This window comes from Microbacterium sp. Se63.02b (assembly GCF_014171575.1).
Lineage (GTDB): Bacteria > Actinomycetota > Actinomycetes > Actinomycetales > Microbacteriaceae > Microbacterium.
This window is the reverse complement of record NZ_CP050453.1, coordinates 1818345-1830238: the sequence shown is the minus strand read 5'-3', so window position 1 is coordinate 1830238 and position 11894 is coordinate 1818345. Positions and strand designations below refer to the sequence as shown.

Sequence of the window (11894 nt, the reverse complement as noted above, 5' to 3'; positions counted from 1 at the left end):
GGGCAGATCCGAACGTAGTGTCCACGATATGGACTCACCCTCACGCTCCGTGCCCGGCGCACAGGCGATCGCCCGCGCGGCGCGACTCCTCCGCCTCGTGACTGCCGCCGGCGCCGACGGAGCGACGTTGCAGGAGCTCGCCCGTGCGGCCGACTTGTCACGCTCGACGGCCCACCGCCTCCTGAGCGCCTTGAAGCTCGAAGGGCTCGTCGACCGGGAGGACGAGAGCACGAGGTGGATGCCCGGCCCGGAACTCTTCCTCATGGGCTCTGTGGCCGCCGCACGATATGACGTGACATCTCTCGCGCGCGATGTGGTGCGCTCGCTCGCCGTCAAAACCGAGGAGAGCGCATTCTTCTCGGTGCGCCGCGCAGACGAGACCGTGTGCCTTCTCCGGGAGGAAGGGTCCTTCCCGATCCGCTCCTTCGTCCTGAGCGAAGGCGTCAGATTCCCCCTGGGCGTCGCCAGCGCCGGTCTGGCGATCCTGTCGTTCCTTCCCGACCACGATGTGGACAGCTATCTGGAGAGACACCCTGAGCTCGAGGACCGGTGGGGACGCTCCCACCGTCGATCCGCTCTGCGCACGCGCCTCGCCGAGACCAAGGAGCGCGGATACGCCGTCAACCCCGGCTTGATCGTGGAGGGCAGCTGGGGAATCGGGGCCGCGGTGTTCGATCGTTCCGGGCGCCCGGAGTGGGCGCTGAGCCTGACCGGAGTCGAGTTCCGGTTCGGGCCCGATCGCATGGCAGACCTCGGACGCACCCTGCTCGCCCATGCGCATCAGCTCTCGGCCCGGATCGCCGGTTCCCGACGATAGGGAGATATACATACCACTGGGTATATACTCGGTGGTATGAATCGCTCGGAGGTCATCTCATCCCTGGTTCTCTCTGGGTATGCACTGGGCCGCATCGCGGCTCAGGACGCCGGGAACGAGGCTCCAGCCGCCCAGTGGCGCGTGCTGAGCCTGCTGGAGCAGGCAGGGTCGCGCAGAGTGGGCGAACTCGCCATGGCTGCGCGCACCACACAGCCCGGCATGACACGTCTGCTGGGCGGTCTGGAGCGCGAAGGACTCGTGCTCCGCTCCCCCGACCCCGACGATTCACGAGCGACAGTCGTCGACATCACACCGGGAGGCGCTTCGGCGCTCGCGGAGTGGCGCACGGAGTTCCGCGAGACACTCGCCCCGAGGTTCGCCGCGCTCACAGATGACGACTGGTCGACCCTCACCCGCGCTGCGGAGATCCTCGCCGCGCACACCACTGATCGAACAGGAGAACCCCGGTGAACACCCCCGTCACCCCCTCGGTGTGGAAGCAGCCAGCGCAGGTATGGGCGGTAGCCTTCGCCTGCGTCGTCGCCTTCATGGGAATCGGTCTCGTCGACCCGATCCTCCCTGCCATCGCGGAGTCTCTTCAGGCGTCGCCTGTCGAGACGGAGCTGCTGTTCACCAGCTACCTCCTCGTGACGGGGCTGGCCATGCTCGTGACCAGCTGGATCTCGAGTCGGATCGGTGCGAAGGCCACGCTGCTCATCGGTCTCGGGCTGATCGTCGTCTTCGCGCTGCTCTGCGCACTGAGCGGCAGCGTGGACGCGGTGATCGGTTTCCGCGCCGGCTGGGGACTCGGTAACGCCCTCTTCATCTCCACCGCGCTCGCGACCATCGTCGGGGCGGCATCCGGCGGGAGCAGCGCGGCGATCATCCTGTATGAAGCGGCGCTCGGCCTCGGCATCGCCGTCGGTCCGCTGCTGGGTGGTCTTCTCGGCGAGCAGAGCTGGCGCGGACCGTTCTTCGGCGTCGTCGCTCTGATGGCGATCGCCTTCGTCGCCGTGCTCGTCCTCCTCCGCGGCCCGGGCGAGAAGCGCACGCCCGTCCCCTTCTCGGCACCGTTCGTCGCCCTTCGTCGACCGGCCCTCGCGATCCTCGCCGTGACGGCGCTGTTCTACAACATCGGTTTCTTCGTCCTCCTCGCCTTCTCGCCGTTCCCCCTCGGCTTCGGTGCGATGGGCATCGGATTCACGTTCTTCGGCTGGGGTGTGGCGCTGGCGGTCACGAGTGTCTGGGTGGCACCGGTCCTGATGCGCCGGATGGCGCGCACGCGCATCATCCTCGTCGTGCTGCCCCTCCTCGCCGTCGACCTCATCGCAGCTGGACTCGTCGTGAGCAGCCCCGCGGCACTCGTGACGTGCATCGTCATCGGCGGCCTGCTCCTCGGCGTGATGAACACTGTGCTCACGGAGGCGGTCATGGAGGCGACCGACCTTCCGCGCTCGGTCGCGTCCTCTGCCTATTCCGCAGTGCGCTTCCTGGGTGGCGCGATGGCTCCTCCCATCGCCGCACTGCTGTGGCATGCGTTCAATGCGACGGTGCCCTACCTGTTCGCCGCGGCTTCCGTGCTGCTCGCCGCGCTGACGATCTTCCTCGGGCGGCGCGTGCTCGCACATATCGACGACGCTCCCGCGGATCCGACCACCGAGGATGCTGCGGCCATCCTCATCGGCGACGCGGCCTGACTTCCATCGGGACCGGACCGGATCATCGCGGTCCGGTCCGGTCTTCGCTGTCCGCTGTCCGCTGTCCGCTGTCCGCTGTGGGTATCGTGGGGGCGATGAGCGACGACGCACTCCTCCCCGAACGCAGCAGAGTCGTGCGCCGGCACCTGTCCGAAGCCGGGATCGAGGTCGCCATCCGCGTCCTGCCCGACTCGGCGCGCACAGCCGTCGAGGCAGCGGCCGCCGTCGGGTGCGACGTCGCGGCGATCGCGAACAGTCTCGTGTTCCTCGCCGACGGCGAGCCCGTGCTCGTGATGACCAGCGGAGGGCACCGCGCGGATCTCGCCGTCCTCGCTACGAGCATCGGTGCCGCAGAGGTGTCGATGGCCCCGGCGTCCGTCGTCCGCGCCGCCACGGGGCAGGCGATCGGCGGCGTCGCCCCCGTCGGACACCCGGCCCCGTTGCGCACCTACCTCGATGACGCGCTTCAGGATCACGGCACGTTGTGGGCGGCCGCCGGGCACCCGCACACCGTCATGCCGGTGACCTTCGCACAGCTGCAGCGGCTGACCGGCGGGACGGTCATCACGGTCGCGTGACCTCGCGGATCTCTGGATGCGGGCGGAGGACCCGCAGTCCCCCGGGACAGCGACGGGCCCTCGTGAGGTCTACACCGTGGTCAGGAGTCCGGCGATGCCGTCGAGAGAACCGGGCACGAGCCGGTAGTAAGCCCAGGTGCCACGCTTCGACCGCGTGAGGAATCCCGCCTCGGCGAGGACGCGGAGGTGATGCGACACCGTGGGCTGCGAAAGCCCCAGGGGTTCCGTGAGGTCGCAGACGCACGCCTCACCGCCCTCGTGCGCCGCGACCATCGAGATCAGCCGCAGTCTCGCGGGGTCCGCCAGAGCTCGCAGCGTGCGCGCCAGGGACTCCGCGGTGTCCTGCGCTATCGGTTCCCGCGTCAACGGAGCGCAGCACGCTTGAAGGTCGCGGACAGGGAGCAGTTCACCGACGGGCATGAAACATAGACTCTCATGAATATTGACAGTCGTCTATGTTTCATCGCACACTTGCTCATGCATCGATAGACATCGATGAAAGGAGGTGAGCATGATGGATACCAACACCCTCTGCATCGAGCTGGGCTGCCCGCCCGAACTCGACCAGGAGTGCTGCCCGCCGGGCTGCTGCTGACATCACCGGTCGTCCCTGAGTGCACCAGGGACGACTGCACACGCCTCGATCAGAAGGAGACCGAGATGCGCGAGACACCCACCGTGCTGTTCGTCTGCGTCCACAACGCCGGCCGTTCGCAGATGGCCGCGGCGTACCTCCGGGAGCTGGCAGGAGAGCGCGTGCGCGTCCTCTCTGCCGGCAGTGAGCCCGCCGACCGGATCAACCCGGTCGCGATAGCGGCAATGGCCGAGGAGGGCATCGACATCACCGAGAACACCCCGCAGATCCTCACGACCGACGACGTGCGGGTCTCCGACGTCGTCATCACGATGGGGTGCGGCGACGCCTGCCCGATCTTCCCCGGCACGCGTTACGAGGACTGGGAGCTGGACGACCCGGCGGGCCTGGACCTCAGCGCCGTGCGCCCCATCCGCGACGACATCAAGCGCCGCGTCACGGACCTTCTGGAGGGCCTGGCCTGAACCACTCGCGGGGAGGCCTCGGGTGGACAGCAGAAAAGCCCCGGAGACTGGCGAGAGTTTCCGAGGCTGATCCGTGCACCCCCTCGGACTTGAACCGAGAACCCACTGATTAAGAGTCAGTTGCTCTGCCGATTGAGCTAGAGGTGCGTGGCCCGGGATAACCCCGACCGAGGAATTACATTACCAGCCGCGCGGCCCCATGCGAAATCGAGGCGACCCCGGGCGCGCCCCGCCACTGCTGACGTCGGATCATGGCCTTTCGGCTCTCCGGCGCCGTGAAGGCGACGACTATTCTGAGAGGGTGACCCCCTCCCCCTTCACCGATGACCTGCGCCACGATCTCGATCTCGCGCTCCGCCTCGCGGATGCCGCCGACGCACAGTCGCTCCCCCGGTTCGACGCGGCCGACCTCGAGATATCGACCAAGGCCGACAACTCCCACGTCACCGACGCGGATCTCGCGACCGAACGGGCGATCCGCCGCATTCTCGAGGCCGAACGGCCCGATGACGGGATCTTCGGCGAGGAGTTCGGCGCGCAGGGAAGCACACACCGGCAGTGGATCGTCGATCCGATCGACGGGACGGCCAACTTCCTGCGCGGAGTCCCCCTGTGGGGAACGATGATCGCTCTGGCTGTCGACGGCGTGCCCCAGGTCGGCGTCGTCAGCATGCCCGCGCTGGGGCGTCGCTGGTGGGCGGCCACGGGCGCAGGGGCATGGACCACCGTGGGAGCAGAACCCCGTCGGATCCAGGCCTCGGCGGTGTCGTCGCTCGACGACGCGAGCGTGAGTTTCCAGAGCATCGCGCAGTGGTCGGATGCCGGCCGGATCGAGACCCTGCTGAGGGTCGCCGGGCGCGTCTGGCGCGATCGCGCGTATGGAGATGTGTATTCGTACATGCTCCTCGCCGAAGGTCGACTCGAGATGGTCGCGGAGTTCGATGTGAAGGAGTACGACATCGCCGCCGCCGTGCCGATCGTCCGGGAGGCCGGCGGCAGGATGACCGCAGCAGACGGGGCTGAGACGATCTCGGCGCGATCGACGCTGGCAACCAACGGCCGTCTCCACGACGACTTCCTGCAGCTCATGAACGACTGATCCGAACCACGAGGCCCGCGATGATCTCCCGCATCACATCCGCCGCTGCGGGCGTCCTGCTGATCATCGTCGCGCTCACAGGGTGCGGGGCGCCCGCGGATCCATCCGCCACCTCGACGCCCGACGCGATAGTCCGCACGCCCGCGCCGACACCCGATCCTGTGGTGTCGAGCGCCCCCGAGACGCCCGCAGCGGAACTCACCTGCGAATCCATGATCTCCGAGGGAACGGTCGCCGCCCTCACCGACGAGGGGTGGACATCGCAGCCCAAGGAGTTCGTCGTCGGCGGCGTCGAACTCACCGATGGCATGTTGTGCTTCTGGGCCGACTACAGCGTCGCCTCCGACCATGGTCAGCTCTATGGGTGGTCGGCGCTGAGCGCGGAGGATGCCGCGGACGCTCAAGCGGGCCTTCTCGCCGAGGGCTGGAAGCGTGAGGACGGCACGGATGGGGTGTACTTCACCGAAGACCCGCAATACGCGATGGGCCTCGACGACGACGGGTACGGGATGACGTATCTGTTCGGCGACGGTTGGGTGAAGTTCGCTGACACGCGACAGGGGCTGATCCTCGTCGAGTGGGCAGGCTGACGGCACTCGAGACCCCCGCTCTGCTACTCTCTGTTCGCCCCGAGGCCCACGCTGGCGCCCCGTCCACTGAAGGATCCCCATTGTCTGAAGACCGTGCGCTCGCCGAGCGTTCTCCGATCTCTCGCCGCACCCTCATCGGCGCAGCCGTCTGGTCCGTTCCGGTGATCGCCCTCGCGGTGGCTGCTCCGGCCCACGCCGCCAGCGGAGGTGCTCTCGACGCCAGCGGTGTCGTGCTGACCTTCACCGGTCCGCAGTGGAGCTCCGAATTCGCGTTGAGCGGGCAGCTCTCGCTGTCTCCCGTCCCTTCCTCCCCCGTGGACGTGACGGCGACCATCACCTGGCAGGGCACGGGCGCGAACGCGGGCGCCGAAGGTCTGTACCTCTACAAAGGCAACATCCCCGGCGGAGACGCGGGCATCATCGGATGGACGCTTCGGCAGGGAGCACCAGACGATCAGCTTCACCGCACGTTCGTGTTCGGCACCATCGTCGCCGCGGGCACCGCGGCGGTGCCCACGGTATCGAGTTATGACGGCGACACGACCAGCGCCTTCATGTTCGGGGCGGAGACCCCGAACGGCGGCAGCGCCTTCTGGGACGGCATCATCACGATCCGGTTCTCCGCACCGGGGTTCGCCGACGCGGTGCTCGCCACGCCCTACGTCCAGGACGTCTGAGCCCTTCGGGTCAGCGGACAGGACGATGCCCGTGCGCAAACCCGCCACAGAGGGGCGAGGGGTGGGCTGGGGTCAGAAACGCTCGCCGAGCTTCATGTGGAGCAGCGGATAGGGCCGGCCGGCTTCGTCGGTCTCGCTGCGGCTGACGACTTCGAATCCGCGGTGGAGGTAGAAGCCGACCGCTGAATCGTTCTGCTCGTTCACATCCACCTTGGTGACACCGTGCTCCGCGATCGCATGGTGCAGAAGGGCGGTGCCGATGCCGCTGCCGCGCTGTGCGGCGTCCACGAAGAGCATCTCCAGATTTCCGTCCAGAACTCCGGAGAATCCCACCGGTCGGGCGTCGAGATCTGCGACCGAGATGGTGACCGCAAGGAAGTAGTCGGACTGCAGGTGGCTTTCGATCTCGTCGCGGTGAGCATCCGTGAGGAAGCGGTGTGTCGCATCCACGGCGCGGCGCCAGATCGCAACGAGTGCCGGATAGTCCGCAGGTCCGATGGAGGGCCGGATACTCACAGCAGTCATGATGTTCTCCCTCCGGCATGCAGTGTGCTCATCCGTTCAGTCTGGCATCGTTCACGAGTCGTCCACATGGTCCGCACCGCTGATCGCCGTCGCGATCACAACTCCGCTGGCTGAGCATCCCGCCGGCAGCCCCACCGTTCTTCCGATCACGTGGCCTTCGCAGGCGAACTCCGGATTGCTCTTCTCGACGGCCGACGCGGTGAAGAATCTCTCTGTGGTGTATGACCTCGGGGTGGGTGTCGAAACGGGAGTACCTGGGGCGGTCCGCACCATGGTCGCTCCCGCGGTCATTCCCTGAACCTCTCCCTCGGCAGGCACGAGACCTCCGAAGAAGCCCTCGTCCAAGGCGCGCCGTCCCGTCACAGACCTGCTGCGCCGGCACGTGCACGTGAATCGGGCTGCGGTCAAGGTCGACGGTGTGGCGAGGTCAACCCCGCCAGATGAGTCATCCACAACGCAAGAAAGGCCCACCTCCCCAGTGAGCACTAGGGAGGTGGGCCTCTTGTTGAGTGACAACGGCTGGGTGGAGCTGGGGGGAATCGAACCCCCGTCCAACGCTGAGTCTCCACGCCTTCTCCGGGCGCAGTCTGTGAAGACGTTCTGCTCGGCTCCGACCTTTGTCACAGACACCTAAGTCGACAAGCCCAGCCTGGGAAGAGTCCCACGTGACGTCCAGACGCCGTCACGCAGCAAGATTCCTAGATGACGCCAGGATCCGTATCGGAATCACATACGGCCTGACGGACTATCGGGCTCGCTTATGCAGCGAGGGCGAAGTCGTTGCGCTTGGTTTCGGCAACTATTTTTTTGCAGAGAGCGTTTACGAGATAACTCTGCATCCTCGGCCCGCTTCTCGTGGATTCACAGGCGCTGTCGAAACCGATCAGCCCCGTGGTCCTTCTCTCGAAGGAGCCGCTGTCACACTGTGGAATTACCAGCTCGAGCGAGAAACACCCGAGCATCACAGACTACAACGTTCGACGCCGCCGCGCCATTCCGCGCGAGCCCTCCGGCGAGCGTAGAGTCGCCCCATGAGCGAAGTCACCATCACCGTCCGAGGAGAACACGAAGCTCGCGTCGCCCCCGAACGCGCCACCGTCCGCGTGAGCCTGCGGACCGAAGGCGCCGAGCGCCAGGACGTCGTCTCGAGTGTGATGCAGCTCGCCGAACCGATCCGCAGCAGCATCGCCGAGCGTGCGGCAGGCGGCGTGGTCATCGAATGGAGCAGCACGCAACTCGGCGTGCGGGCGGAACGGCCGTGGAACAGCGAGGGCAAACGCCTCGCGCCGGTCTATCACGCGAGTGTCGACTTCACGGCGACTTTCGCGGAGGCGTCCGAACTCTCGCTCTGGGTGACGGATGTCTCCGCATCGGACGGAGTCGAGGTGGGCTGGGTCGACTGGCACCTCACTGCGGCCACTCGTACGCGCGTCGAGCAGGAGGTCGCGGCCGAGGCTGTCCGCGTTGCTGCCATTCGTGCGAGGGCGTATGCCGGCGCTATCGGACTGAAAGACATCGTTCCCGTCGAGATCGCCGATGTCGGGTTGATCTCGACGGGTCAGCCGCCGCAGGGGGCGCCTCTGATGAAGGCTCGTGGCGGAGTCGCATTCGCGGCCGATGCCGCTCCGGCGATGGAGTACGAGCCACAGGAGATCGTCCTCTCCGCGACAGTCGAGGCACGCTTCCTCGCGCGTTGAGGGGTCAGGCCGGCGTCACGAACGGCGCCAGCTCGGCAGCAAGACGCTCGGACACGCGTGCGTGCACAGCGGTGCCCGCTTCCCGGTGATCTACGGAGAGCAGCATTCCCGTCTCGTGGATCGCGGCGACAAGGTCGCCTCGGTCGTACGGGATCACCGCGTGCACCTCGACGGCGGGTTTAGGAAGCGCCTCCTCGATGACGGCGCGGAGTTCGGCGATGCCCTCGCCCGATCGGGATGACACGAAGTGGGCGTGCGGCTGAAGGCCACGCAGAACCAACCGCTCGTCGTCGTCGATCAGATCGGCCTTGTTGAAGACCACGATCTCCGGGAGGTCACGCACGCCGACGTCGCCGAGGACATCACGGACCGTCTGCAGCTGGCCCGCCGGGTCGGGGTGTGATCCATCCACCACATGGAGGACGACATCGGCCTCACCGACCTCTTCCAACGTCGAGCGGAACGCTTCGACGAGCTGGTGAGGGAGGTTGCGCACGAAGCCCACGGTGTCGGTCAGCGTGTAGACGCGGCCGTCCTCGGTCTCGGAACGCCGCACGGTCGCATCCAGCGTCGCGAACAGCGCGTTCTCGACCAGGACGCCGGCGCTGGTGAGGGCGTTGAGAAGACTCGACTTGCCGGCGTTCGTGTATCCCGCGATCGCCACGGAAGGGATCGTGTTGCGCTTGCGCTCTGCACGTTTCGCCTCGCGTGCCGGACCGAATTCGCGGATCTGTCGCCGGAGCAGCGCCATCTTCGTGCGGATCCGCCGACGGTCGAGTTCGATCTTGGTCTCACCGGGACCGCGCGATCCCATACCCGCACCACCAGCGCCGACCTGGCCACCGGCCTGGCGGCTCATCGAGTCACCCCAGCCGCGCAGTCGTGGCAGCAGATACTCGAGCTGGGCGAGTTCGACCTGAGCCTTGCCCTCGCGGCTCTTCGCGTGCTGGCTGAAGATATCGAGGATCACGGTGGTGCGGTCGATGACCTTGACCTTGACGACGTCTTCGAGCGCGCGACGCTGACTGGGGGCGAGTTCGGTGTCGGCGATGACGGTATCGGCGCCCACCGCGGCAACGATGTCCTTGAGTTCCTGCGCCTTTCCGCGGCCGAGATACGTCGCGGCATCGGGATGCGGCCGGCGCTGAAGAACGCCGTCAAGCACAACAGCTCCCGCAGTCTCCGCCAGTGCGGCGAGTTCACGCAGGGAGTTCTCCGCGTCTTCCTGAGCGCCCTGGGGATACACACCCACGAGGACGACGTTCTCGAGACGCAGCTGCCGGTACTCGACCTCTGTGACGTCTTCGAGTTCCGTCGAGAGTCCGCCCACACGGCGAAGAGCGTGGCGGTCCTCGAGATCCCACTGCACACCGTCCGTGTCGCCGTGGGAAGCGGTGGATTCGTCTTGCAGCGCCTGGGCTGCGCCGAACACGTGGACGTCTGAACGCTTCTCTGCGTTGGCGAGCACGCGATCGACCGTGTGGTCGTCGGTGGAGGGGGTTGTGGTCTCCGTCATCCGTTCCTTGTCTCTGGGTTTCATAGCGAGCCTTAACCTTAGCCCGCGCAGTCCGGTACGCTCGCCGTATGGGGTCCGATCACTACTTCACTGCGGCCCCGGCAAGCCCCGAGAATCTGCGTAGGATCCGCGTCACGCTCGCGGGTCGTGAGCTCGAAGTCACCACCGCTGGTGGCGTCTTCAGCCCGGATCGTCTGGACGCCGGCACTGCAGTGCTCCTCACCAACATGCCCCCGGTGCCCCCGGGCGGCGATCTTCTCGACCTCGGCAGCGGCTGGGGACCGGTCAGTCTCTCGATGGCCCTCGCTGCACCACATGCGACGGTATGGGCCGTCGATGTGAACGAGCGAGCCCTCGATCTCGTCCGTCGCAACGCGGCGGCTCTCGGGCTCACCAATATCAACGCGTCACTTCCCGACGATGTTCCCGAACACATCTCGTTCCGCACGATCCGCTCCAACCCGCCCATCCGCGTCGGCAAGAACGAGCTGCACGGACTCTTGGAGAGGTGGATCCCCCGACTCGATGAGCGCAGTGACGCCTGGCTGGTCGTGCAGCGGAACCTCGGCGCCGATTCGCTGCAACGCTGGATCGGATCCACGTTCCAGCCCGGATACAGCGTCTTCCGCACGGCGACAGGCAAGGGCTACCGGATCCTCAAGGTCCGAAAGCACGGGACACCGCCCACGGAGCCGATCGCTCTCTCAGGTCTCTGAACGCGGCCGATACACCGGCCTCGCCCACGGAGCTCGCCGCCTCAGAGCAGGTCGATCTCACCGCTGAAGACGAGTTGGGCCGGCCCGGACAGCGCGACGTGCTCACCGTCTTCGGCGGGGAACATGCGCACTCCGAGGGTTCCGCCCGGCACCTCGACCTGCCAGTTGTTAGGGGCGCTTTCGCCCGCCCAGTAGCGGACGGCGAGGGCCGTCGCAGCAACGCCGGTGCCGCAGCTGAGCGTCTCGCCCACTCCCGCTCGAAGACACGCATGCGCACATGCCCGACGGCGTCGCGCACCAGGGGCTCACCGGGCACGACGAACTCGACGTTGGCGCCCGCCGGCAGCGAAGGGTCGAGTTCCGGCGCACGGTGCAGCTCCAGCGACGCGAGCTCGAATTCGGACGCGAGCGCCACCACGACGTGCGGGTTGCCCACGTCGATCCCCAGGCCAGGGCGCGTGACCGAGAGTCCGTCGACCCGCACGAGCGGGTCATCGCCGGAGAGCTTCCACCGTCCGAGATCGACCTGGTAGCCGGTCGCGCTCCGCGTCACGTCGCGCACGCCTGCCCGAGTGCCGATGGGGAGCGTCGACCCCGGCTCGATGGTCGCGAGCCCTGCGCGCACCAGGTAGTGCGCGAAGACACGGATCCCGTTACCGCACATCTCCGCGATCGAGCCATCGGCGTTCCGGTAATCCATGAACCACTCGGCCGCGGGCTCTTCCGCCAACGCGGCGGCACCGTCGGCGATCGCCGAAGAGCGCACCACGCGGAGGATGCCGTCTGCGCCGATCCCGAAGTGGCGATCGCAGAGCACCGCGACCTGCTCCACAGAGAGATCGGACACTCCGTCAGGGTCGGCGATGATGATGAAGTCGTTGCCCGTGCCGTGACCCTTGGTGAATGCGACCATGCGTCCAGTC

The 11894-nt window shown here is 67.0% G+C and carries 13 protein-coding genes, 1 tRNA gene, 1 other RNA gene and 1 pseudogene; 10 read left to right on the top strand and 6 right to left on the bottom strand.

Translation table 11 applies throughout. The features are described 5' to 3' along the window. Nucleotides 1-28 precede the first annotated feature (28 nt). The 4 genes from G4G29_RS08995 (at nucleotide 29) to G4G29_RS08980 (ending at nucleotide 3092) form a co-directional block, all read left to right on the top strand. A complete protein-coding gene (locus G4G29_RS08995; protein ID WP_183152551.1) occupies nucleotides 29-817 on the top strand; it encodes an IclR family transcriptional regulator in 789 nt (262 codons plus the stop codon). A 36-nt stretch (nucleotides 818-853) separates the two neighbouring features. Next, nucleotides 854-1288, top strand: a complete 435-nt coding sequence (locus G4G29_RS08990) for a MarR family transcriptional regulator (protein ID WP_183152550.1) — start codon at nucleotides 854-856, stop codon at nucleotides 1286-1288. Beyond that, nucleotides 1285-2514, top strand: coding sequence for an MFS transporter (locus tag G4G29_RS08985; RefSeq protein WP_183152549.1), 1230 nt, complete (start codon nucleotides 1285-1287; stop codon nucleotides 2512-2514). The genes G4G29_RS08990 and G4G29_RS08985 overlap by 4 nt, the downstream gene beginning before the upstream one ends. 95 nt (nucleotides 2515-2609) lie before the next feature. After that, nucleotides 2610-3092 carry a YbaK/EbsC family protein gene (locus G4G29_RS08980; RefSeq protein WP_183152548.1) on the top strand — a complete coding sequence of 161 codons (483 nt, stop codon included), beginning with the start codon at nucleotides 2610-2612 and terminating at the stop codon, nucleotides 3090-3092. Between the two features lie 69 nt (nucleotides 3093-3161). Here G4G29_RS08980 and G4G29_RS08975 read toward each other — a convergent pair whose 3' ends face one another. Continuing rightward, the gene (locus G4G29_RS08975; protein WP_183152547.1) at nucleotides 3162-3512 is read right to left on the bottom strand and encodes a metalloregulator ArsR/SmtB family transcription factor; all 351 of its coding nucleotides are present in this window, start codon (nucleotides 3510-3512) and stop codon (nucleotides 3162-3164) included. 240 nt (nucleotides 3513-3752) lie between these two features. On the opposite strand from G4G29_RS08975, the gene G4G29_RS08970 reads away from it, so the two are divergent. Further along, nucleotides 3753-4151 carry an arsenate reductase ArsC gene (locus G4G29_RS08970; RefSeq protein WP_183152546.1) on the top strand — a complete coding sequence of 133 codons (399 nt, stop codon included), beginning with the start codon at nucleotides 3753-3755 and terminating at the stop codon, nucleotides 4149-4151. A gap of 74 nt (nucleotides 4152-4225) precedes the next feature. Here G4G29_RS08970 and G4G29_RS08965 read toward each other — a convergent pair. Continuing rightward, a tRNA-Lys gene (locus G4G29_RS08965) sits at nucleotides 4226-4298 on the bottom strand. Between the two features lie 154 nt (nucleotides 4299-4452). Between G4G29_RS08965 and G4G29_RS08960 the strand changes: the two genes are divergently transcribed. From G4G29_RS08960 to G4G29_RS08950, 3 genes are all read left to right on the top strand, one after another. Further along, nucleotides 4453-5250, top strand: a complete 798-nt coding sequence (locus G4G29_RS08960; RefSeq protein WP_244632551.1) for an inositol monophosphatase family protein — start codon at nucleotides 4453-4455, stop codon at nucleotides 5248-5250. Nucleotides 5251-5270: 20 nt separating this feature from the next. Then, a complete protein-coding gene (locus G4G29_RS08955; RefSeq protein WP_183152544.1) occupies nucleotides 5271-5840 on the top strand; it encodes a hypothetical protein in 570 nt (189 codons plus the stop codon). 80 nt (nucleotides 5841-5920) lie between these two features. Then, nucleotides 5921-6517, top strand: a complete 597-nt coding sequence (locus G4G29_RS08950; RefSeq protein ID WP_183152543.1) for a hypothetical protein — start codon at nucleotides 5921-5923, stop codon at nucleotides 6515-6517. A gap of 72 nt (nucleotides 6518-6589) precedes the next feature. On the opposite strand, the gene G4G29_RS08945 is transcribed toward G4G29_RS08950, so the two are convergent. Both G4G29_RS08945 and ssrA read right to left on the bottom strand, forming a co-directional pair. Continuing rightward, nucleotides 6590-7042, bottom strand: a complete 453-nt coding sequence (locus G4G29_RS08945) for an acetyltransferase (RefSeq protein ID WP_183152542.1) — start codon at nucleotides 7040-7042, stop codon at nucleotides 6590-6592. 521 nt (nucleotides 7043-7563) lie between these two features. Next, nucleotides 7564-7933: a transfer-messenger RNA gene (ssrA, locus tag G4G29_RS08935) on the bottom strand. A gap of 140 nt (nucleotides 7934-8073) precedes the next feature. Here ssrA and G4G29_RS08930 point away from each other — a divergent pair. Next, nucleotides 8074-8739: an SIMPL domain-containing protein gene (locus G4G29_RS08930; protein WP_183152540.1), complete on the top strand. Its 666-nt coding sequence runs from the start codon at nucleotides 8074-8076 to the stop codon at nucleotides 8737-8739. Between the two features lie 4 nt (nucleotides 8740-8743). Here the strand turns inward: G4G29_RS08930 and hflX are convergent, their stop codons facing one another. After that, nucleotides 8744-10255, bottom strand: a complete 1512-nt coding sequence (gene hflX / locus G4G29_RS08925; RefSeq protein WP_183152539.1) for a GTPase HflX — start codon at nucleotides 10253-10255, stop codon at nucleotides 8744-8746. 68 nt (nucleotides 10256-10323) lie between these two features. Here hflX and G4G29_RS08920 point away from each other — a divergent pair, with 68 nt between their 5' ends. Continuing rightward, nucleotides 10324-10971, top strand: a complete 648-nt coding sequence (locus tag G4G29_RS08920; RefSeq protein WP_183152538.1) for a methyltransferase — start codon at nucleotides 10324-10326, stop codon at nucleotides 10969-10971. A 41-nt stretch (nucleotides 10972-11012) separates the two neighbouring features. Here G4G29_RS08920 and dapF read toward each other — a convergent pair. Then, nucleotides 11013-11884 (bottom strand): annotated as a pseudogene (gene dapF / locus G4G29_RS08915) (diaminopimelate epimerase). Nucleotides 11885-11894: the final 10 nt, after the last annotated feature.